This window comes from Micromonospora sp. NPDC048842, assembly GCF_040649935.1.
Lineage (GTDB): Bacteria > Actinomycetota > Actinomycetes > Mycobacteriales > Micromonosporaceae > Micromonospora > Micromonospora hortensis.
The window spans coordinates 374,315-394,098 of record NZ_JBEZGK010000003.1; the positions used below are offsets into that span (position 1 = coordinate 374,315).

The window sequence follows — 19,784 nt, forward strand, 5'->3', positions numbered from 1 at the left end:
GGCTACGGAGCCGGACGGTTCACCGTAGGCAGCTCGGGCATCCGCAGGCCGCTGTCCGTCCGGTGTAGATAACCGTTCGCCGGAATCCCGATCGTCGAGCTTGGTTCGATGTAACGCTCGGTCCGAGGGAGAGGCACCTCGACAAGCTTGCCGTCGTACAGCATCCAGAGGCCGAAGCAGTCGTCCTCTTCGTCGTGGATCAGCACCTGCAGAGACTCTGGACGCGGCCAGGGAAGAGCTTGCAGGTGCTCCAGCAGTTCAGCCCAGTGGTGTCGCTGAATGAACTCGGCCGCCCAGCCACGGCCAAACGTACCTGGCCACTGGCCCTCGATCGGCACGAAGATGTTGTTCCACGGACGCGTGCCGTCGTTCTCGCGAGTTAGTGGGGCCATCACCTCATGGGCGTCGGCAGCGAGGACGACGACTTCGGCAAATCTGCTCACCGCAACATTCGATCTTCTAGGACGGGGTTGCCACAACTGTGTTGCCTCCAGCCGGTGTGGCCCATGCCTGCTGAGCCGAGCGAACCGGCGATCCACCGCACTGCCTGGTCGATCATGGAGTTGTGGTGGGAGTCAAATGCCCTGTGGGAGGCCAAAACCGGCACCACAACTCCATGATCGACAGGGCCTCTCCGCGATCTTGCACTTTCTGTCCCGACGTAGCCGGCATTCCACGCATCTCGACGACCGAAACTGCAAGATCGGCGCCGGCATCCTTCGGCTGTGCAGGGGGAGCGCCGATGTTGCCCGCGCGCAGCCGGTGCCGGCCAGTGTGGCGCTACTGGCCACGGTGGTCGGCCTCACCCGCTGACGGACGAGCGGCGGCGATTCGCGTTTCGGCCCGGGTGGCGCCGGCCCGCTGTGAGACTGGGCGAGTGCCGGCACTGTCGGTGCATCTGTACTGGCCGACTCGACCTGGCGAGGTGGGGAACATGTCCAACGACACCGAGATTCGTCCCTTCCGGCTCGACACACCGGAGGACGTGATCGCCGACCTGCGTCGCCGGATCGCGGCTACCCGCTGGCCCACCCGCGAGTTGGTCACCGACCGCTCCCAGGGGGTGCAGCTGGCGACGATCCAGGAGTTGGCCCGCTACTGGATGACCGATTACGACTGGCGTGCGTGCGAGACGACGCTGAACTCGCTGCCGCAGTACACGACGAACATCGACGGCGTCGAGATCCACTTCATCCACGTGCGGTCACAGCATGAGAACGCCCTGCCGCTGATCATGACGCATGGCTGGCCGGGCTCGGTCGCCGAGCTACTCGGGGCCGTCGGCCCGCTGACCGACCCGACAGCGCACGGCGGTACGCCCGAGGACGCGTTCCACCTGGTGCTGCCGTCGTTGCCGGGCTACGGCTTCTCCGGCGAGCCGACCGAGCCTGGCTGGAATTCGGCGCGGATGGCGCAGGCGTGGGCGAAACTCATGGATCGCCTCGGGTATTCGCGCTACGTCGCACAGGGCGGCGACGTCGGCGCGGCCGTCACGGACGCCATGGGGCGTCAAGCACCCGAGGGGCTGCTCGGCATCCACGTCAACCTGCTCGCCGGGGCGGTCGGCATCAAGGACACGTTGCCGGCGAATTCCGAGCAGGAGCGCGCCGCGCTCGACGCGCTCAAGCTGTTCTCGATGGACGGTTTCGGCTATTTCCTGGAGCAGTCCACCCGGCCGCAGACGATCGGCTATTCGCTGCTGGACTCGCCCGTCGGGATGGCGGCGTGGATGCTCGACCACGACACGGACAGCTACTTCAAGATCTCCCGCGCTTTCCTCGACGGTGATCCGGCCGGCGGTCTCACCCGGGACAGCATCCTCGACAACATCACGCTGTACTGGTTGACGGGCACCGGTGCTTCGTCCGCCCGGTGGTACTGGGAGCAGGGGCGGTTTCAGGCAGCGGCCCAGGCGGCCGGTCAGGCTCCGCCGCCGGTCACGGTTCCGGTCGGCTTCACCACGTTCCCCGGCGAGATCTGGCCCGCTCCGCGTAGCTGGGCCGAGGCGGTCTACCCCGGCATCGCGTACTTCAACGAGGCTGACCGCGGCGGGCACTTCGCGGCGTGGGAGGAGCCGGAACTCTTCTCCGCCGAGGTGCGGGCCGCGTTCCGGCCGCTGCGCAGCACCTGACGGCCTCACCCGCTGACGGACGAGCGCCTACGCCTGTCGTCGGCCGGGTGGATGGTGCGCACCGGGTCGGGCACCGACCCTCGGGGCTGCCACTCGCGGGGATAGCCGAGGGAGACCTCCTCGAAACGCACCCCGTCGTGGAACGTGGTGCGGGGGATGTGCAGATGCCCGTAGACCACTGTGGCCGCGTCGAAGCGCAGGTGCCAGTCGCTGGTGCGGACGGTGCCGCACCACTGGGCGAACAGCGGGTACCGCAGGACGTCGGTGGGTTCGCGCACCAGCGGGTAGTGGTTGACCAGCACCGTCGGCAGCGCCCTGTCGCGTTCGGCCAGCCGGCGTTCGGTCTCGGTGATCCGGGCCGCGCACCACGCCTCCCGACTCGGGTACGGGTCGGGGTGCAGCAGCGCCTCGTCCGTGCACACCACACCGGCCGCGTACGCCAGCGCCAGCGACTCCTCCTGGGTGTGTGCCTCGGGCACCCGGAACGTGTAGTCGTAGAGCACGAACAGCGGCGCGATGGTGGCCGGGCCGCCGTCGCCGTCCCATACCGGGTACGGGTCCTCCGGGGTGAGCACCCCCAGCCGCCGGCACATCCGGACCAGCTCGCGGTAGCGCTCCTCACCGCGCAACGTGACCGGGTCCCGTGGTGGTGTCCACAGTTCGTGGTTGCCCGGCGCCCAGACGACCCGCGCGAACCGACTGCTCAGCAGCCCGAGTGCCCACTCGATGTCGGCGAACCGGTCGGCGACGTCGCCGGCGACGAGCAGCCAGTCGCCGTCGTTGTCCGGGTGCAGATCCTGCACGAACGCGCGGTTCTGCGGGTGCCCGACGTGCAGGTCGCTGACGGCCCGCAGCCGGGGCGGAAGTTTCACCCCCCGAGGTTAGGACGGCACGGGCGCGTCACGGAACCTCTGCGGCCTGCCGTTCGGGCCGATCTGACGGTCGCATATCCGGCGACCCGACGGGAAAGCGCGGGGGGTCCGACAGCCCGAAACCGGAGCAGGAGACAAACATGCCTTTCATTACCGTGGGTACGGAAAACTCCGCGCCCATCGACCTGTACTACGAGGATCACGGTTCCGGTAAGCCGGTGGTGCTGATCCACGGCTTCCCGTTCAATGGCGCGACCTGGGAGAAGGAGACTCGGGCGCTGCAGAACGCCGGATACCGGACGATCACCTACGATCGCCGCGGTTACGGTAACTCCGCCCAACCGGCGTTCGGGTACGACTACAACACGTTCGCGGCGGACCTGGACGTGTTGATGACCGAGCTGGACCTCAACGAGGTGACCCTGATCGGTCACTCGATGGGCACCGGCGAGGTCATTCGCTACCTGGGCAACTACGGCTCCCAGCGAGTGAGCCGGGCCGTCGTGCTCAGCCCGCTGCAACCGATGCTGGCCAAGGCGAGCGACAATCCGGAGGGCGTCGAGCGGAGCCTGTTCAAGGGCTTCCAGGACGCCATCATCAAGGACCGGTTCGCCTACCTGACGTCCTTCTGCGACGCGTTCTTCAACCCGGACCAGAACATGGGCAAGCGGGTCAGCGAAGAGGCGTACCGGGCGCACTGGCAGATCGGCGCGATGGCCTCCGGCAAGGCCACCCACGACAGTGTGGACGCCTGGCAGGAAGACTTCCGCCAGGACCTGCCGAAGATCAACATTCCGGTGTTGATCGTGCAGGGTGACCAGGACCGGGTGCTGCCGTATCCGGTGACCGGTCAGCGGCTCGGGCCGATGATGCCGACCGGCACGCTCATCACGCTCAAGGGCGCGCCGCACGGTATCCCGTGGACCCACGCCGACGAGGTCAACAAGGCGGTCCTGGACTTCATGAAGCAGCCCGCCAAGGCTCGCGCCTGACCCGTACCGGTAGCCGATCGGACGCCCGCGCCGTGAGGCGCCGCGACACCCGGCCCACGGTTCGCACCGGGGCCGGGTGTCGTCGTCGGTCAGGCCCGGCGGGCCACCACCGCGCCGTTGGCGCCCGGCGCGTCGAACGGCACGATACGCACGTCGACGAAGCCGGCGTCGGTGAGCCAGGCCGCGTACTCGGCACCCGAGTAGTTCCGGCCGCCCTCGGTCTCGACAAGCATGTTCATCCCCATCAGGGCCGCCTCCGGCGGCCCGGTGCGGTCGTCGTTGAGCAGCAGTTCGCAGACGACGATCGCCCCGCCGGGCGGCAACGCCTCATGGCACCGGGCCAGCAACGCCCGGTTGGTCGGCTCGTCCCAGTCGTGCAGGATCATGCTGAGCAGGATGACGTCGTGCCCGTCCGGCAGCGCCGGGTCGGCGAGGAAATCACCGGCCACCGCGTCGATCCGCCCGGTCAGGCCGGCCTCCGCGATCCGCTCCCGGGCCCGCACGCAGACGTGCGGCAGGTCCAGGACGGTCGCCCGCAGCTCGGGCAGGCGTCGGCAGAACTCGATCGGGAACGCGCCTGCCCCGCCGCCCACGTCGAGCAACCGCCGGTGCGCGGAGAAGTCGTACGCGTCGGCCAGCGCGCTGGCGGTGAAGCTGGACGTGGAGAACATCGCGTCCCAGAACTGCGCCAGCATCTGCGGGTCCTCGGTGTCGAACATCGACTGTTGGGACTCCGGGTCCCAGGTCAGCGGTCGATCCGTGCGCAGGGCCTCGCCGATGCGATGCCAGGGCAGGTAGGTGCGCAGGTCCGAGTAGCGGACCTGCGCCCCGAAGTAGTACGGGCGACCCTCGACCAGGAACTGCTCGGCCAACTCGGAGTTGCGGTAACCGTCGCCGGCCTTCTCCAACAGGCCGAGTGACGCACTGGCGGCCAGCAGCAGGTCCGCGGGCCGGTCGGGTAGCCCGAACTCGGCGGCGGCCTGCTCGACGGTCATCGTCCGCCCGCCGGCGAGCCGAGTGAACAGACCGAGTTCAACGCCGGCCGCGAGGGTCTTGAACCCCCACACACCGGCCACCAGACGCATGAGGGGAGTCGGGGTGATCACCCCGACATGAGATCACACATCACACGTTTCCACGATGGATGGTCACGCCCGGATCAGCGTCACCAACCCCGCGGCAACCAGCACCCCGGCCCAGAGTCGGTCCACGTTGAACCAGGCCCGACGCAGCACACCGACCCCGAACACCTGGTAGACCAGCAGCGCCACCGCCAGGGCGACGCCGAGCATGGCCACCGTGTGCACCCCGGCCGCCGCGAGGCCGGACAGCGCACCCACCGGCGCGGCGGCCAGGTGCCCGGAGTGACCCCCGGGCACCGGCTCGACCACCAGCACCGGCAACAGCATCAACCCCGCGCCGTGCGCCGACGACATCAGGAACGACCAGGCGGCGAGCTGCGCCGCCGACAGCCGCATTCCCGCCCAGCGGAAGTGCCGCTCGGAGAGCAGCCGCCACAGCCCGAAGGCCACCAGCACCACACCACCGACCACCGCGAGGGCGCTGCTCGCCGTCACCGAGCGGGTCGCGGCGACCAGCGCGGCGACGATGGCCACCGAGGCGAGATGCCCCGCGGCGATCGGCGGCAGGGCGCGCAGCAACGCCCACCGACTGCGCTCCTGTAGGCCCCGGGCCACAGCGAACAACCAACCCATCGCCGGGTTCAGACCATGGAACGCGCCGAGCGCGGCGAGCGTCGCCACTGTCGTGACGGTCACGGATAGCAGTACGAGTCGGAGGAGGCGTCCCCGCCCTGCAACCGGGTCTGGTGCACCCGCAGGCCCCGGAACTCGTCCCCGTGCGGAAAGAACCGCTCATCCGGGGTGAGCCCGCCGGCGTCCACGTCGACGTCGAGCTTGGCCAGCCAGGCGCCGACACCGTCGGGGTAGAACTGGTCGTCCCACGCGCCGTAGAGCGAATTGCTGACGTAGACCCGCCGGCCGTCCCGGCTGACCTCCACCATCTGCGGGCCACCGGCCAACGCCTCGTCCGGCGCAGACGGGTGCGCGGTCCGGCGGACGATCCCGCCGAGGTGCACCGAGCCCGTCTGCACCGGGTGCAGCGGATCGCTGACGTCGTACTGGCGCAGCTCACCGGTGCCCCAGCAGGAGACGTAGAGGAACCTGTCGTCGACCGACAGGTCGATGTCGGTCACCAGCGGCGGCACCGCCCCGAACGGCTTGAGCAGGTCGGGCAGGTCCGCCGCATCGGCCGGCTCGGCCGGGATGTCGATGACCTTGGTGACCGCCCAGGCGTCCCCGTCGCGGTGCCACAGCCAGATCGAGGCGGACAGGTCCTCGACGCTGATCACCACCCCGACGAACCCGTACGACTTCGTCGGATCGTGCGCCGGGCGCAGCTCCAGCGGCATCTGGTACTGATCGCCCAGATCGACCCGTTGGACGTGCCGGCGTTTCGCCAGGTCCCAGAAGTGGATGGCGTGCCCGTAGCGTCGGCCCAGCAGCAACTCACCGATGATGCCGTCCTCGATCATCGACGGGGTGCCCCACTCGCTGGTGACCAGCACGTCCTGGGTCAGGTGCCACCACACGTCGTACGCCAGGAACTGCGGCCCCCGGTCGGCCTCCCACGCCCCGCGGACCTCGAACGTGGTGTGGTCGAGGATGGCGATGCCACCCGGGCCCTCCGCGCCGTCCGCGCCGCCGAGAGCGGAGAGGTAGATGCCGTCCGGGCCGCAGTGCACTGTGTGCGGCCGCGAGTAGCCGGCCCGCTTCGCCAACTCCTCCGCCCCGATCACCTTGACGATCTGCGGCTGGCGCGGATCGGGCTGGGTGTCGAGCACGTGGATGCGCGACGACCGCAGGCCGGGCACGATCAGGTAGCGCCGCTCGACGTGCGGGTGCGGGGCGGTCGGGCAGAGCGCGCTGCTGCACGCGTTCCAGCCGAAGTGGTGCAGCTCGTCACCGACGTACGGCAGGTCGGTCCAGCCGACGACCCGGCCGTAGTCGGGGGAGTCGGGGTCGGTGTCCAGCACCACTATGGCGTCCGGACGGGTGGCCGTCCGGTCGAAGGCCGCCACGTAGGCGAGCTTCTCCACCGGTGCGGTCACTGCCTCGCGGGGCGAGGGGTAGAACGTCGGGTCGGGGGTCCAGCGGGTCATCACAGCTCCGCTCGTCAGGTGGTGGGAACGCCGAGTCGGTCGAGCAGGTGGCGGCGCAGCGCGCCGAAGGCCGGGTCATCCGGCGTACGGGTCGGGCCGAGGTCGACGGGCAACTCCGCGGCGATGCGCCCCTCGTCGAGGAGCAGGATCCGGTCGGCGAGCAGCAGCGCCTCCTCCACGTCGTGGGTGACCAGCAGGGCGGCGAAGCCGTGCTCGGCGCGCAGCCGGCGCAGCAGGATCTGCATCCGCAGTCGGGTCAGCGCGTCCAGGGCGCCGAACGGCTCGTCGAGCAGCAGCAGGTCCGGTTCGCGGACCAGGGCCCGCGCCACTGCCACCCGCTGTGCCTGCCCACCGGACAACTCGGCCGGCCAGGCGCGATCCCGCTCGGCCAGACCGACCTCGGCCAGCGCCCGCCGGATCCGCCCCGGGCCGTCCGCGCCGGACAGGCCCAGCCCCACGTTCTCCGCCACGCGTTTCCACGGCAGCAACCGGTGCTCCTGGAAGACCACGGCTGCGGTGCCGTGCACGACGCTCGTCCCGCTGGCCTCGCCGTCCAACCCGGCGAGAATCCGCAGCAGCGTGCTCTTGCCGGAACCGCTGCCGCCCAGCAGGGCCACCACCTCACCGCGGGCGATGGTCAGGTCGACCCCGGCCAGCACTACCGTCGGCCCGAACGCTCGGCGCACCGCGTGGGCGGTGAGCACCGGCTCGGTGCCGTTCAGGTGGCCCGCAGTCCGCGACGCCATGTCAACATCCTCCTCTCCAGGACGCGTAGCGCACTATCGGATATCAGCCCGAGTAGGGCGTAGACGAGCAGGCCGAGCACCACCACGTCGGTCTGGCTGAACTCCCGCGCCTCCATCATCAGAAAGCCGATCCCGGTCTGGGCGTTCACCTGTTCGCCGACGACCAGGCTGAGCCAGGCCGCCCCGATCGCCAGCCGTAGGCCGAGGAACAGGGACGGCAGCGCGCCGGGCAGCACCACGTGCCGCAGTCGGGCGGCCTGCCCCAGACCACAGGTACGCGCCGCCTCCACCAGCCGTTCGTCGATGTCCCGGATGCCGGCGTAGGTGTTGAAGTAGATGGGGAAGAACGCGCCCAGAGCCACCAGGCTGATCTTGAGTGATTCGCCGATGCCGACCCAGATGATCAGCAACGGGACCAGCCCGAGGTGCGGCAACATCCGGGCCATCTGCACCGGCGGGTCGACCAGGTCGTCACCGAGCCGCAGCAGCCCGGCCACGGTGCCCAGGACCAAGGCCAGGAGACCGCCGATCAGCAGACCCGCCCCGGCCCGGGTGAGGGAGTCCAGCAGGTGGATGCCGAGCGTCCCGTCCCGGCTCAGCCGCCAGCCGGTGGCCAGGACGTCGCTGGGCGCGGGCAGCTTCTCGGCCGCCAGCAGCCCGGTCCGTGCGGCCAATTCCCACCCCAGGACCAACACCAGCGGGCTCACCACCCGCCGCCAGCGTCGGGCCGGCCGCTGACGACGGGGTACGACAGGCACCGCCGCCACGACCTCGTCGGGCACCTCGACGAGGCTGGTACGACTCACTGGAACACCTCGTTGAACCGGCCGTCGACCCGGGATCGGAGGTCGACCGGCCCCGGGATGAGTTCCAGGGCGATGAAGCTGTCGGTGATCGCCTGCAGTTCGTCGCCGATGGCCGGGGTGACCGGGGCGAGGGGCCTGGCGCTGCGGGCCAGGGCGCGGCTGGTGACGTCCTGCGGGATCTTCAGCTCCGGCGCGAGGGTGCTGGCTCGCTCCTCGGGGTTGGCGATACCCCAGTCGGTCACCTCGCGGTAGCGCTGGAGGAACGCGCGGATGTCGTCCGTCCGCTTGTCGAGCGCCCGGGGCGTGGCCAGGACGTACTCGCGGTTGCTGGCCAGGCCGGTCGCGTCGGCGAGCACCTGGACCCCCGGCTGCTCGGCCAGGGCGAAGTACGGGTCCCAGATCACCCAGGCGTCGATTTGGCCGCCGTCGAAGGCGGGCCGCCCCTCGGCGGGCCTGAGGTACTTGACCTGGATGTCCTTCAACGTCATGTTGTGCGCCTCCAGCAGGCGCACCAGCAGCCAGTGCACGTTGGACCCCTTGTTGAGTGCCACCGTCTTGCCCTTGAGGTCGGCGAAGCTGCGGTAGCCCCTGTCGGCCTTGACCAGCACGGCCTCACCCTGCGGAATCGGCGCCGAGGTGCCGATGACGGAGAACGGGATCCTCCCGGCGGCGGCGAAGACGGGCGGCGCCTCGCCGACCTGTCCGATGTCGATGGAGCCGGCCTTGAGCGCCTCGGTGAGCGCGGGGCCGCTCTCGAACAGCGACCACTCCACATCCGGTGCGGCGCCGCGCGCCTTGACCAGGCTCAGTCCGCCGAAACGCTGGTAGCCGATCCGGAGCTTGTTCTTGGTGCCGCCCGCATCGGCGGACCCGCCGCACGCGCTCACCGCGACAGTGGCGAGCAGGGCCACTGTGGTGAGCACGGCCGTCATGAGGCGGCGATGCGGGGGACGGCTCGTCGACGGGGTGGGCATGGCGGCTCCTCGGGTCGGGCGAACGGGGGCGGCGGCGCATCGACAGGTGTCGGCGTCGGCAGTAGCCTACTAACCCGATAGGTTTTATGGGTAGGCTGTCGGCGGGATCGTCCCACCCCTCAGGAGGTGCCCGCCTCGCCTCGCGCGCCGACCACCCCCCGCTGGAGGAAAGAGCCCCGATGACCCTCACCTTCCACTGGTTCCTGCCCACAAACGGCGACAGCCGGGACATCGTCAGCGGCCGAGCAACTCGGCTTCGTCGGTGCGCTCACCCCGACCGGCGCCTGGTGCGAGGATGCTTGGCTCAGCACCGCGATGCTCACCGAGGTGACCGAACGACTCAAGTTCCTGGTCGCCTTCCGGCCAAGCCGCCGACGCCGGGCGGGAGCTGCGCTTCGGCATCCGGTTGCACGTCATCGCGCGCGACACCACCGAGCAGGCCTGGTCGCAGGCCCAGCGTCTACTCGACGGGGTCTCCGAGGCCGACATCCGGGCCGTGCAGGAGGGTCTGCGCCGCAGCGAGTCCGAGGGGCAGCGCCGCATGCTCGACCTGCACGGTGGCTCCCGCGACGGCCTGGAGATCGCCCCCAACCTGTGGGCGGGGTCGGGCTGGTCCGCGGCGGGGCCGGCACCGCGCTGGTGGGCAGCCACGCCGAGGTCGCCGACCGGATCGCGGAATACCACTCGCTCGGCATCGACGAGTTCATCCTCTCCGGCTATCCGCACCTGGAGGAGGCGTACTGGTTCGGTGAGGGAGTGCTGCCGATCCTGCGCGACCGAGGGCTGTGGCGGCACCCCGACGGTCAGCCCGGGGCCGGCGACCACGTCGACGTCCCGTTCGCCGGCGCGCCAGCGCCGCAGCCCGTCGGATCCCGCTGACCGGCTGTCACCGGCTAACCGGCGATTGTCCAAGCCACCAGTGCCGGCAGGGTCAGTAGGTAGGCGCTGCCGCAGACCCGGAACGCGCTGTCCGTGGCTCGGCCGGACAGTCCACGACGGCCGGTGAGCACCTCCAGCGGAGTGGTGCCCTCGTTGTCGCCACCGTCCTCGAAGGTCAACGCAGACACCAGGAGCAGAACGTCGGCCGCGATGAGAAGGGGCCACGCAGACGGTGGCGCGGAGAATCCGGCGTAGATCAGCGGCCCTAGCACGATCGCGGGCACGATGCCGAGCGAGAAAGCGCTCACGACGGTCGCGATGATGGCATACCAGCCGAACGTCGTCAGTCGCAGAAGCACAGCCAGTCCGACGACCGTGACCTGAACTACACCCATTGACACCGCACTGACCCTTCTACGACCGCATCGCGCACCGCGAGCTGGTCAAACCTGACCCGCGTACTCGTCGGCGCGGCGTCCCCGCTGGTCTGCACCGTCAGAGTGGCTGTAGGGCTGGGCGTGTCCTCGACGATGACCACGTCCGTCACACCTGCCGGCAGGTCGGCAGGCCATCCGGCATCGTCGGTCGGGTCGCTGGTCAGGAGGCGCGCGGCACGTCCCTTCAGGCCCGTGTCGGTAGCCCGCACCGGCCGCCACGCCATCAACGCCGGCCTGGTCGGCTGGTTGACGGGCACACGCGAAGGCGCAGCCGTGCTCGGTGGTGCCCAGCTGCCGTCCGGCTGCTGGCGGCGCCTGGGCCGGTCACTGACCGATCCACATGTGCAGGAGGTCTTCCTTGTCCACGACGCGGCGCTCGGAGAGCTCGGCGAGCAGCTCCAGATGAACGGGTCCGTCGAAGATCTCGGCCTGGTCGGGGCGCAGCGCCCCGCCGAGACCCAGGGCCGGGACAAAGCCATAGATGGTGTCGGGGCCTACCGGACCACGCAGTGCGAGTACCCGATCGAACAACGGCTTCCTGTCGGCGCCGTGAAGGTCGACGCTGCGGCGATCCTGGGACATCAACAGCGCGTAGAGCCGGTCGTCGCGGCGATCGTCCGACATCGCGCGGCCCGCCCGATCCGTGTGGACCACCCACCCGTACTGCGCGGTGATCGTCAACCGTGAGCCTGTCTGCTGCCCCCACACCTGTACATCGCCGAACGCGCTGCGGCTCACGGCAATCCATCGTTCTTCTTCCGGTAGGGCAAGGCCGTTGGTCCACGCGTCGACCGCCGGCTGCCACACCTCGGGATCACACAACCAGAACGATCCGTTACCGAAGCCGGCGAATCCGTACGTACGCCAACACGCCAGCAGTAGATCAGGCACGACACCTTCGAACTGAGCCAGGCGATCAGCGTGGACCGGAGCGGAACAGGTTGAAGGTCCCCAAATACCAGCCAATTCCGCTACGTCATCGACCATCGGCCTGCCTGCCCCTCGTGCCGCTAATCTGCCGCCAAGCTAGCCGGGCCGCATCTGGCAACTCGCCAAGGTACACCCACAGGACCGCGGCGGGTCAGCCGGCGAACCGCCGGCCGACCCGCCGCCCCGCGAGGCTCACCACGGTGCTGCCGGCCGCCATCCCGACCAGCACCAGAATCCCGCCGACCACCCACAGCCCGCTGTCGTCGGTCCCGGCGGCCCGCCACGACCAGACCGCCGTGAACGCCACAGTCATCACCGGCGCCACCAGCCACGGGCTGAGCCGCGTCCCGGCGAGCGCGGCCAGCAGCACGAGCGTCAACACACAGCCGATCACCTGCCACGGCTCGTACGGGCCGCTGCTCGCGCCGGTCTGCGCGTCGACCGTGTACCGGGTGTCCCAGCCCAGCCAGAGGATCCACGCCCCGACCGTGGCCGCCGCCAGGAACAGAACACCGAGCAGTGCGCGGGTACTCCTCGTCGCCGTCATCCGGCGATCATCCCTTGCCTGCCGCGCTACGGGAACACGGACCGGCCTTCAGCCGCCGACCGGCGCGATCCCCATTGGACTGTTGCCTCGGCCGGCGGCGATCCTCTACGGTCTGCTCAGCGGTGGGCGGTGCGGTCCGCATCCGACCCGACACCGCCGGATGCCCGTCGTGCGGGCCGGGATGGTGGAGTCCCGGGTCGCCCCGTCGGCGGTGACCCGGCGGTCGTGTGACTCCCAGCTCGTCCCCGGGCGCTGATGCCCGGCGCGGCTCCGCGTGGAGCCGACGGCGAGCCGGGGCACGCCGACCCACCGGGAGAGCCCCGTGTTCCTCAGCCCGCACGAGCAGGACCGCCTGCTCGTCCACGTCGCGGCCGATGTCGCCCGCGCCCGCCGCGAACGCGGCCTCCGCCTCAACTACCCCGAAGCCGTCGCGGTGCTCACCGCGTTCCTCCTCGAGGGGGCCCGCGACGGGCGGTCGGTGGTCGACCTGATGTCGGCCGGCCGGGCGGTGCTCGGCCGCGACGACGTCCAGGACGGCATCCCCGAACTGCTGAGGGAGGTGCAGGTGGAGGCAACGTTCCCGGACGGCACCAAGCTGGTGACGGTGCACCACCCGATCCCGTGATCCCCGGGGAGATCCTGCCGGCGGCAGATCCGGTCGAGATCAACGTGGGTCGTCCGGTGACCACACTGCTCGTGGTCAACACGGCCGACCGCCCGGTGCAGGTCGGCTCGCACTACCACTTCGCCGAAGCCAACCCGGCGCTGTCGTTCGATCGGGGCGCGGCCTGGGGGCAGCGGCTCGCCGTTCCGGCCGGCACCTCCGTCCGGTTCGAGCCGGGCATCAACCGCAGCGTCGACCTCGTGCCACTCGGCGGCGCACGCGTCGTGCCGGGCCTGCGCGCAGAGTGCGCCGGGCCGTTGGACCCGTCACCGCACGCGGTCACGGCCGACGGGTCGCCGCGGTGAGCGCCGTGCGGCGGGACCGTTACATCGACCTGTACGGGCCGACGACCGGCGACCGGATCCGACTGGCCGACACCAACCTGCTCATCGAGGTGGAGACCGACCACTGCGTGGGCGGCGACGAGGCGGTCTTCGGCGGCGGGAAGGTGATCCGCGAGTCGATGGGGCAGTCCCGTGCCACCCGCGCCGAGGGGGCCCTGGACACCGTCATCACCGGCGCGGTGGTGCTCGACCACTGGGGAGTGGTCAAGGCCGACGTGGGGCTGCGCGACGGGCGCATAGTGGCGCTCGGCCGGGCCGGCAACCCGGACACCATGCCCGGTGTCCATCCCGACCTGGTCATCGGCCCGTCGACCGAGGTGATCGCGGGCAACGGGCGGATCCTCACCGCCGGCGCTGTCGACACCCACGTGCACTTCATCTGCCCGCAGATCGTCACCGAGGCGCTGGCCAGTGGCATCACCACGATGGTCGGCGGTGGGACCGGGCCGGCCGAGGGGACCCGCGCGACAACCGTCACCCCGAACGCCTGGCACCTGGCCCGGATGCACGAGGCGCTGGACACGATGCCGGTCAACGTGCTGTTGCTCGGCAAGGGCAACACCGTCTCCAGCGAGGCGCTGTGGGAACAGTTGCGGGCCGGTGCGGGCGGTTTCAAGCTGCACGAGGACTGGGGCACCACACCGGCGGCCATCGACGCCTGCCTGCGGGTGGCGGACGCGTCCGGTGTCCAGGTGTCGATCCACACCGACACGCTCAACGAGGCCGGGTTCGTGGCCGACACCCTGCAGGCCATCGGTGGACGGGCGATCCACTCGTACCACACCGAGGGAGCCGGCGGCGGGCACGCACCAGACATCATCACAGTGGCCAGCGAGCCGAACGTGCTGCCGTCGTCGACCAACCCGACCCGGCCTTACACCGCGAACACCCTGGCCGAGCACCTGGACATGTTGATGGTCTGCCACCACCTCAACCCGTCAGTGCCGGAGGACCTGGCCTTCGCCGAAAGCCGGATCCGACCGTCCACGATGGCCGCTGAAGACCTGCTGCACGACCTCGGCGCCATCTCGATCATCGGCTCCGACGCGCAGGCGATGGGCCGGGTCGGCGAGGTGATCATGCGGACCTGGCAGAGCGCCCACGTGATGAAGGACCGGGTCGGCGCCCTGCCGGGTGACGGGCCTGCCGACAACCACCGGGCCCGACGGTACGTGGCGAAGTACACCATCTGCGCCGCGATGGCCAACGGCCTGGAACGGGAGATCGGGTCGGTCGAACCGGGCAAGCTCGCCGACCTGGTGCTCTGGGATCCGGCGTTCTTCGGCGTCCGGCCGCACCTGGTACTCAAGGGCGGCATGATCGCGTACGCCCAGATGGGCGACGCCAACGCCTCGATCCCGACACCGCAGCCGATGCTGCCGAGGCCGATGTTCGGGGCGTACGGCGCGGCGGCTGCCGCCACCAGCCTGGCCTTCGTGGCCCCGGCGGCCCTGGACGCCGGGCTCCGCCTGGATGTGCGTCGCCGGGTGGTGCCGGTGAGCGACGTACGGTCGCGGGGCAAGGCCGACCTGCCGGAGAACAACGCGATGCCGCGCATCGAGGTGGACCCGGACACCTTCACAGTGCGGATCGATGGGCAGGTGGTGGAGCCGGACCCGGTGACCCGGCTGCCGATGGCCCAGCGGTACTTCCTGTTCTGATGGCGACGCCGAGTCTGCTGTTGTTGTTGGCCGACGGACGCTTCCCGGCCGGTGCGCACGCGCACTCCGGTGGTCTGGAGGCGGCCGTCGCCGCCGGCCGGGTCACCGACCTGGCCTCGTTGGAGGCGTTCCTGGCCGGCCGGCTGGCCACCGCCGGTCTGGTCGGCGCGGCGTTCGCGGCGGCCGCACACCGGGCGGCGGTGGCCGAGACCGCCGACCCGGCTGAGTCTGTGGCCCGGTCGGGGGCGCTGGCTCGGCTCGACGCGGAGCTGGACGCGCGTACCGCCGCCCCGGCGTTACGGGCGGTCTCGCGCCGACAGGGTCGGGCGCTGCTGCGCGCCGGCCGGGCCATCTGGTCGGATGCCCCGTTCGCCGACCTGCCCGCGACGCCCGGTGGCGCACACCAACCGTTGGTGCTCGGGCTGCTCTGCGCCGCGGCCGGGTTGTCCCGCGCCGAGACCGCCACGATCGCCGCGTACGGGACGCTGACCGGGGCGGCCAGCGCCGGCGTACGCCTGCTCGGCCTCGACCCGTACCAGGTCCAGGCCCTGCTGGTCGGCCTGGCCGACGCCTGCGACGGCACGGCCGCCGACGCGGCACGGGCCGCCGATGATCCACCGGAGCGGCTGCCGGCCGCAGCAGCTCCACTCGCCGACATCCATGCCGAAATCCATGCCACCTGGGAGGTGCGTCTCTTTGCGTCCTGACACTGTTGTGCCGAGCGCTGTGCCCGCCGTCGAACCGATCACGCCACCGCCGGCCACGCCACCGCCGGCCACGCCGCCCCACGACGAGACCGTTCCGCACACCCATCCGGAGCCGGGGGTGGACCCTCATCCGCCGTTGGCGCGTGCCGGCCGTGCACTGCGGGTGGGCATCGGCGGCCCGGTCGGCTCCGGCAAGACGGCCCTGGTGGCCGCGCTCTGCCGTGCCTTCGCCGACGAGTTGCGGCTCGGCGTGGTGACAAACGACATCTACACGACCGAGGATGCCGACTTCCTCCGGCGGGCCGGCGTGCTGGACCCGGCCCGGATTCGCGCGGTGGAGACCGGTTGCTGCCCGCACACGGCGATCCGTGACGACATCGGCGCCAACCTGGACGCCGTCGACGAACTGGCCGAGGCGGTCGGCCAGTTGGACCTCGTCCTGGTGGAGAGCGGTGGGGACAACCTGACCGCGACCTTCAGCCGGGGGCTGGTCGACCGGCAGATCTTCGTGGTCGACGTGGCGGGCGGGGACAAAGTGCCCCGCAAGGGTGGGCCGGGGGTAACCGCCGCCGACCTTCTCGTGATCAATAAGACCGACCTGGCGCCGATGGTGGGTGCCGACCTCACCGTCATGGATCGTGACGCGCGGGCCCGGCGCGGCGACCTCCCGACCCTCTTCCTGTCCATCGTGGGAGACCCCACGGCAACGTCCGTAGCGGACTGGATCCGCCACGAGTTGGCCCACCACGCCGCCCTGCATCCACTGGCCGTGCCGGTCGGCCCGGCCTGATGCGAGCGCTCGCTCGACTGGTCGCCCGAGCCGACGGCCGGGGCGGTACGGCCCTTGTCAAGCTGCACGGCGAAACGCCGTTGCTGCTGCGCCAGACTCCGACCGACGGTGGTGTCGCCACTGTGCACCTCGTCGGCGGGGCGGCCGGGCCGCTCGCCGGGGACGATCTGCGCCTGGAGATCGAGGTCGGGCCGGGCGCGGCCGTCCGGGTGCACAGCGTCGCCGCGTCGATCGCCCTACCGGGTCGCGCGGGTGCCGTCTCCCGGATGGCGGTTCGGGCGGTGGTGCACGCCGGCGCCACGCTGCACTGGCTTCCGGAACAGTTGGTCGCGGCGGCCGGCTGCGCGCACCTCGCCGAGTCCCGGATCGAGCTGGCCGCCGGCGCGAGCCTGCGGTGGCGCGACGAGCTGATCTGCGGCCGGCACGGCGAGGCCCCCGGCGGCGCCGTCGTGCACACCCAGGTCGACTACGCGGATCGGCCACTGCTGCGCCAGTCCCTCGCGGTGGGACCGCACGCGCCGGGCTGGGCCGGCCCGGCGGTGCTCGGCGGCGCCCCGGCCACCGGTTCGCTGCTGGTGGTCGACCCCTCGCGACCCGCCGAACCGCCAACGGCCGAGGGCAGCGTCGCCCGGCTGCCATTGGCCGGCGGCCCGGCCACACTGTGGACGGCCACCGCTCCCGACGCGCACACCCTGCGGACCCACCTAACGGTCTAGGAGCCGCTACCGGGCCGAGTGCCGGTCCTGCCGGTCCTGCCGGTCCTGGCGGTCTTGGCGCGATCCGTCTTGGCCCCGCGCGATGCCGTCTTGGCCCTGCGCGACGCCGCCATGGCCCGTGTGCCCGCGGCGGCCGAGCGGGGATCAGCCAAGACCGCCGAGACCGTTCCCGAGGCCAGGTTGGTGCAGAGCACGACGGTGCCGGCCGGCGGACACTCCAGAGAGCGTGATGTCTGTGAGTCATCACGATGACTCACAGACATCACGCTTCCTGCCGTGTGGGGTGGGAGGTCGGGCCGCGCTCACGGCCGTGCCGAACGAACCGCGAGCCCGAACGCCCAGAGCCCGGAAGCGCGAACGCCCGGAGCCCGGAAGCGCGGAGCCCGGAGCGGGGAGCGGGGAGCGGGGAAGGGGTCAGCGGTGTGGGCCGGCCGCGTCGGCGTGCACTCGTTGCCGGGCCGGGTCGAGGCGGTCGATCAGGTCGTCGAGCTGGCGTACGAGGTTGGCGGCCGGGGGCGTGCCCGGCCCGCTGGTCTCCGCGACGCCCATCTCCGTGATGCCCAGTTCGGCGATGCTGGCTCGGACCCGCTCGTCCAGGCGGGCGTGCTCACGGCGGCCCCGAACGGTCAGGTACGCCCGAATCCGGCGGCGGTCGATCGGATCGATCCGGCGGAAGACGAGGTTGCGGTCGACGAGTTGGTCGACCAGCTTGGTGAGGGTGCCCGGCGGCAGCGACGCCTCGGCGGACACCTCGCTCATCGGGTGACCCTGGCCGTCGGCGAGCAGGCAGAGCACTCGCCATGCCTCGATGCTGATCGCGTCGTCGGCCAGAACGGCGCCCAGCCGGCGGGAGAGCAGCCGTTCGGCGCGGGTGAGCGAGCGCAGCAGGTCGGCTGGCGCCCCGGGCACGTTAGACATGAAACTCCCTGGTCCGGTGGCCCTGTCATGGTAGCGAGTCGTCCCGGTCAGTGGTGAGCGCTGGTCTTCCGTGGTGGGCCGGGCAATCATGTGCTCATGTCCGCGCCGGCACCGCCGTGGCTGACCGTCGACCGTGCCGTGGTCAGCATCGCGCTGGTCTATCCGATGCGCGGGCCGGCCGGCATGTTCGGCCCCACCTGTGAGCTCTGCGCGCAGCTCGCGGTCGAAGAGATCAATCGGTGCGGTGGCGTGCTGGGCCGGGAGGTCCGGCTGGTGCCGGTCGACGGTGGCGCGCCGCCGGCCGAGGTGGCCGCCGAGGTCGAGGCGTTGGTGTCGGTGGGAGCCGTGCAGGGGGTGACGGGGTGGCACATCTCCTCGGTGCGCCAGGCGTTGGCGCCCCGCGTCGCGCACCGGGTGCCGTACGTCTACACCGCACTCTACGAGGGCGGCGAACGTACCGAAGGGGTCTTCCTGACCAGCGAGACGCCGGATGCCCAACTGTGGCCCGCGATGCGGCTACTCGCCGGGGAGCAGGGTGTGCGCCGCTGGTTCGTGGTCGGCAACGACTACGTGTGGCCGCGTCGTACGTCGCGGGCGGCCCAGCGGTACGCGCTGCGCGGCGGCGGGCAGGTGGTGGGGCGGCACTTCCTGCCGTTGGACGCGCACGACTTCACCGAGGTGTTGCGCCGCATCGAGCACAGTGACGCGGACGCGGTGCTGATGCTGCTGGTCGGTGCCGACGCGGTCCGCTTCAACCGCGCGTTCGCCCGATCCGGCCTGGATCAGCGCTGCCTGCGGCTGAGCACCCTGATGGACGAGAACATGCTGTTGGCCAGCGGCGCCGGCGCGACCCGGAGGCTGTACAGCACCGCGGGCTTCTTCGCCGGGCTGGTCACACAGGAGAATCTCGACTTCCACGGCGAGTTCGCGCGGCGTTTCGGGGTGGAGGCGCCGCCGCTGGGCAGCCTGGGGGAGTCCTGCTACGAGGGCGTCATGCTGCTCGCCGCGCTGATCGGCCAGGCCCGCACCCTCGACGTACGGGCCATCGAGACGGCCGCCGAAACGGTCGCCTACCACGGGCCGCGTGGGCGGTTGCGGCTGCGTCAGCGGCACGTCCGGCAGCGCATCTACCTGGCCGAGGCCGACGGGCTCGACTTCACGGTGCTCGCCCAGCTCTGAACCGGGCATGGTAGTCGGCACACCCGACCCTTGACAGCGCCACCCGACGCCGTCCTAAGATGCTTCCTGCGTGAAGTATCTGGCCACGGGTCAGATCTCACCATTGCGTGCCCACCGTCGGCGGATTCGTCCGTCGACCATTGTGGTGGCACTTATCATGCGTTTTCCGAACGGCCGACACCGTTTCCTCCCCAACGGTGTCGGCCGCTTTTCGTGCGCGCCTCGACGGTCCCGTCGGAAACAGTCAATTAAGGACTGGGAAACACCCGCGCAATCATGCCGGTCGACGCTTTCGGTGCCCATATCCGAT

At 70.8% G+C, this 19,784-nt stretch carries 21 protein-coding genes and 1 pseudogene; 10 read left to right on the forward strand and 12 right to left on the reverse strand.

What is annotated here, in order from left to right; translation table 11 throughout:
• Positions 1–2 precede the first annotated feature (2 nt).
• A complete protein-coding gene (locus AB0C19_RS06500) occupies positions 3–443 on the reverse strand; it encodes a hypothetical protein (protein ID WP_357180398.1) in 441 nt (146 codons plus the stop codon).
• Positions 444–934: 491 nt separating this feature from the next.
• Between AB0C19_RS06500 and AB0C19_RS06505 the strand changes: the two genes are divergently transcribed.
• On the forward strand, positions 935–2,131 hold the full coding sequence (locus AB0C19_RS06505) for an epoxide hydrolase family protein (protein WP_357180402.1): 1,197 nt from the start codon (positions 935–937) through the stop codon (positions 2,129–2,131).
• Between the two features lie 5 nt (positions 2,132–2,136).
• On the opposite strand, the gene AB0C19_RS06510 is transcribed toward AB0C19_RS06505, so the two are convergent.
• Entirely contained in the window at positions 2,137–3,003 is an 867-nt protein-coding gene (locus AB0C19_RS06510) for a metallophosphoesterase (RefSeq protein ID WP_357180404.1), read from the reverse strand.
• A 140-nt stretch (positions 3,004–3,143) separates the two neighbouring features.
• Here AB0C19_RS06510 and AB0C19_RS06515 point away from each other — a divergent pair, with 140 nt between their 5' ends.
• On the forward strand, positions 3,144–3,995 hold the full coding sequence (locus tag AB0C19_RS06515; RefSeq protein WP_357180406.1) for an alpha/beta hydrolase: 852 nt from the start codon (positions 3,144–3,146) through the stop codon (positions 3,993–3,995).
• A gap of 89 nt (positions 3,996–4,084) precedes the next feature.
• On the opposite strand, the gene AB0C19_RS06520 is transcribed toward AB0C19_RS06515, so the two are convergent.
• The 6 genes from AB0C19_RS06520 to AB0C19_RS06545 are packed head-to-tail and all read right to left on the reverse strand — an operon-like array spanning position 4,085 to position 9,702.
• Positions 4,085–5,101 carry a methyltransferase gene (locus AB0C19_RS06520; protein ID WP_357180409.1) on the reverse strand — a complete coding sequence of 339 codons (1,017 nt, stop codon included), beginning with the start codon at positions 5,099–5,101 and terminating at the stop codon, positions 4,085–4,087.
• Positions 5,102–5,143: 42 nt separating this feature from the next.
• Positions 5,144–5,773 carry a hypothetical protein gene (locus AB0C19_RS06525; protein ID WP_357180413.1) on the reverse strand — a complete coding sequence of 210 codons (630 nt, stop codon included), beginning with the start codon at positions 5,771–5,773 and terminating at the stop codon, positions 5,144–5,146.
• Positions 5,770–7,176, reverse strand: coding sequence for a selenium-binding family protein (locus tag AB0C19_RS06530; protein WP_357180416.1), 1,407 nt, complete (start codon positions 7,174–7,176; stop codon positions 5,770–5,772). The genes AB0C19_RS06525 and AB0C19_RS06530 overlap by 4 nt, the downstream gene beginning before the upstream one ends.
• 14 nt (positions 7,177–7,190) lie before the next feature.
• The gene (locus AB0C19_RS06535; RefSeq protein ID WP_357180419.1) at positions 7,191–7,922 is read right to left on the reverse strand and encodes an ABC transporter ATP-binding protein; all 732 of its coding nucleotides are present in this window, start codon (positions 7,920–7,922) and stop codon (positions 7,191–7,193) included.
• Positions 7,895–8,728 carry an ABC transporter permease gene (locus tag AB0C19_RS06540; RefSeq protein ID WP_357180422.1) on the reverse strand — a complete coding sequence of 278 codons (834 nt, stop codon included), beginning with the start codon at positions 8,726–8,728 and terminating at the stop codon, positions 7,895–7,897. Before AB0C19_RS06540 ends, AB0C19_RS06535 begins: the two co-directional genes overlap by 28 nt.
• Complete coding sequence (locus AB0C19_RS06545) at positions 8,725–9,702, reverse strand: aliphatic sulfonate ABC transporter substrate-binding protein (RefSeq protein ID WP_357180425.1); 978 nt, start codon at positions 9,700–9,702, stop codon at positions 8,725–8,727. The genes AB0C19_RS06540 and AB0C19_RS06545 overlap by 4 nt, the downstream gene beginning before the upstream one ends.
• 179 nt (positions 9,703–9,881) lie before the next feature.
• On the opposite strand from AB0C19_RS06545, the pseudogene AB0C19_RS06550 reads away from it, so the two are divergent.
• A pseudogene (locus AB0C19_RS06550) lies at positions 9,882–10,581 on the forward strand (LLM class flavin-dependent oxidoreductase).
• 14 nt (positions 10,582–10,595) lie between these two features.
• Here the strand turns inward: AB0C19_RS06550 and AB0C19_RS06555 are convergent.
• From AB0C19_RS06555 to AB0C19_RS06565, 3 genes are all read right to left on the reverse strand, one after another.
• The gene (locus AB0C19_RS06555) at positions 10,596–10,940 is read right to left on the reverse strand and encodes a hypothetical protein (RefSeq protein ID WP_357180427.1); all 345 of its coding nucleotides are present in this window, start codon (positions 10,938–10,940) and stop codon (positions 10,596–10,598) included.
• Positions 10,941–11,342: 402 nt separating this feature from the next.
• Positions 11,343–12,005: a GAD-like domain-containing protein gene (locus tag AB0C19_RS06560; RefSeq protein ID WP_357180429.1), complete on the reverse strand. Its 663-nt coding sequence runs from the start codon at positions 12,003–12,005 to the stop codon at positions 11,343–11,345.
• A gap of 94 nt (positions 12,006–12,099) precedes the next feature.
• On the reverse strand, positions 12,100–12,495 hold the full coding sequence (locus AB0C19_RS06565) for a hypothetical protein (RefSeq protein ID WP_357180432.1): 396 nt from the start codon (positions 12,493–12,495) through the stop codon (positions 12,100–12,102).
• A gap of 322 nt (positions 12,496–12,817) precedes the next feature.
• On the opposite strand from AB0C19_RS06565, the gene AB0C19_RS06570 reads away from it, so the two are divergent.
• From AB0C19_RS06570 to AB0C19_RS06595, 6 genes are read left to right on the forward strand one after another with little or no spacing between them, the layout of a single operon-like run.
• Positions 12,818–13,120 carry an urease subunit gamma gene (locus AB0C19_RS06570; RefSeq protein WP_357180434.1) on the forward strand — a complete coding sequence of 101 codons (303 nt, stop codon included), beginning with the start codon at positions 12,818–12,820 and terminating at the stop codon, positions 13,118–13,120.
• A complete protein-coding gene (locus tag AB0C19_RS06575) occupies positions 13,117–13,464 on the forward strand; it encodes an urease subunit beta (RefSeq protein ID WP_308193602.1) in 348 nt (115 codons plus the stop codon). The genes AB0C19_RS06570 and AB0C19_RS06575 overlap by 4 nt, the downstream gene beginning before the upstream one ends.
• Positions 13,461–15,164: an urease subunit alpha gene (locus AB0C19_RS06580; RefSeq protein ID WP_357180438.1), complete on the forward strand. Its 1,704-nt coding sequence runs from the start codon at positions 13,461–13,463 to the stop codon at positions 15,162–15,164. Before AB0C19_RS06575 ends, AB0C19_RS06580 begins: the two co-directional genes overlap by 4 nt.
• The gene (locus AB0C19_RS06585; protein ID WP_357180442.1) at positions 15,164–15,871 is read left to right on the forward strand and encodes an urease accessory UreF family protein; all 708 of its coding nucleotides are present in this window, start codon (positions 15,164–15,166) and stop codon (positions 15,869–15,871) included. Before AB0C19_RS06580 ends, AB0C19_RS06585 begins: the two co-directional genes overlap by 1 nt.
• Positions 15,861–16,661 (forward strand): urease accessory protein UreG, encoded by an 801-nt coding sequence (gene ureG, locus AB0C19_RS06590; RefSeq protein ID WP_357180445.1) that lies wholly within the window; start codon positions 15,861–15,863, stop codon positions 16,659–16,661. Before AB0C19_RS06585 ends, ureG begins: the two co-directional genes overlap by 11 nt.
• Complete coding sequence (locus AB0C19_RS06595; RefSeq protein WP_357180448.1) at positions 16,661–17,377, forward strand: urease accessory protein UreD; 717 nt, start codon at positions 16,661–16,663, stop codon at positions 17,375–17,377. The genes ureG and AB0C19_RS06595 overlap by 1 nt, the downstream gene beginning before the upstream one ends.
• 414 nt (positions 17,378–17,791) lie before the next feature.
• On the opposite strand, the gene AB0C19_RS06600 is transcribed toward AB0C19_RS06595, so the two are convergent.
• On the reverse strand, positions 17,792–18,295 hold the full coding sequence (locus AB0C19_RS06600) for a MarR family winged helix-turn-helix transcriptional regulator (RefSeq protein ID WP_357180451.1): 504 nt from the start codon (positions 18,293–18,295) through the stop codon (positions 17,792–17,794).
• 96 nt (positions 18,296–18,391) lie between these two features.
• On the opposite strand from AB0C19_RS06600, the gene AB0C19_RS06605 reads away from it, so the two are divergent.
• Positions 18,392–19,474, forward strand: a complete 1,083-nt coding sequence (locus tag AB0C19_RS06605; protein WP_357180455.1) for a substrate-binding domain-containing protein — start codon at positions 18,392–18,394, stop codon at positions 19,472–19,474.
• Positions 19,475–19,784 lie beyond the last annotated feature (310 nt).

Bases quoted from the DNA above. Each gene is read 5' to 3' on its own strand.
- AB0C19_RS06600 (WP_357180451.1), bottom strand. From the start codon at position 18,295: ATGTCTAACGTGCCCGGGGCGCCAGCCGACCTGCTGCGCTCGCTCACC.
- AB0C19_RS06505 (WP_357180402.1), top strand. From the start codon at position 935: ATGTCCAACGACACCGAGATTCGTCCCTTCCGGCTCGACACACCGGAG.
- AB0C19_RS06535 (WP_357180419.1), bottom strand. From the start codon at position 7,922: ATGGCGTCGCGGACTGCGGGCCACCTGAACGGCACCGAGCCGGTGCTC.
- AB0C19_RS06545 (WP_357180425.1), bottom strand. From the start codon at position 9,702: ATGCCCACCCCGTCGACGAGCCGTCCCCCGCATCGCCGCCTCATGACG.
- AB0C19_RS06595 (WP_357180448.1), top strand. From the start codon at position 16,661: ATGCGAGCGCTCGCTCGACTGGTCGCCCGAGCCGACGGCCGGGGCGGT.
- AB0C19_RS06565 (WP_357180432.1), bottom strand. From the start codon at position 12,495: ATGACGGCGACGAGGAGTACCCGCGCACTGCTCGGTGTTCTGTTCCTG.
- AB0C19_RS06515 (WP_357180406.1), top strand. From the start codon at position 3,144: ATGCCTTTCATTACCGTGGGTACGGAAAACTCCGCGCCCATCGACCTG.
- AB0C19_RS06585 (WP_357180442.1), top strand. From the start codon at position 15,164: ATGGCGACGCCGAGTCTGCTGTTGTTGTTGGCCGACGGACGCTTCCCG.
- AB0C19_RS06530 (WP_357180416.1), bottom strand. From the start codon at position 7,176: ATGACCCGCTGGACCCCCGACCCGACGTTCTACCCCTCGCCCCGCGAG.
- AB0C19_RS06605 (WP_357180455.1), top strand. From the start codon at position 18,392: ATGTCCGCGCCGGCACCGCCGTGGCTGACCGTCGACCGTGCCGTGGTC.
- AB0C19_RS06560 (WP_357180429.1), bottom strand. From the start codon at position 12,005: ATGGTCGATGACGTAGCGGAATTGGCTGGTATTTGGGGACCTTCAACC.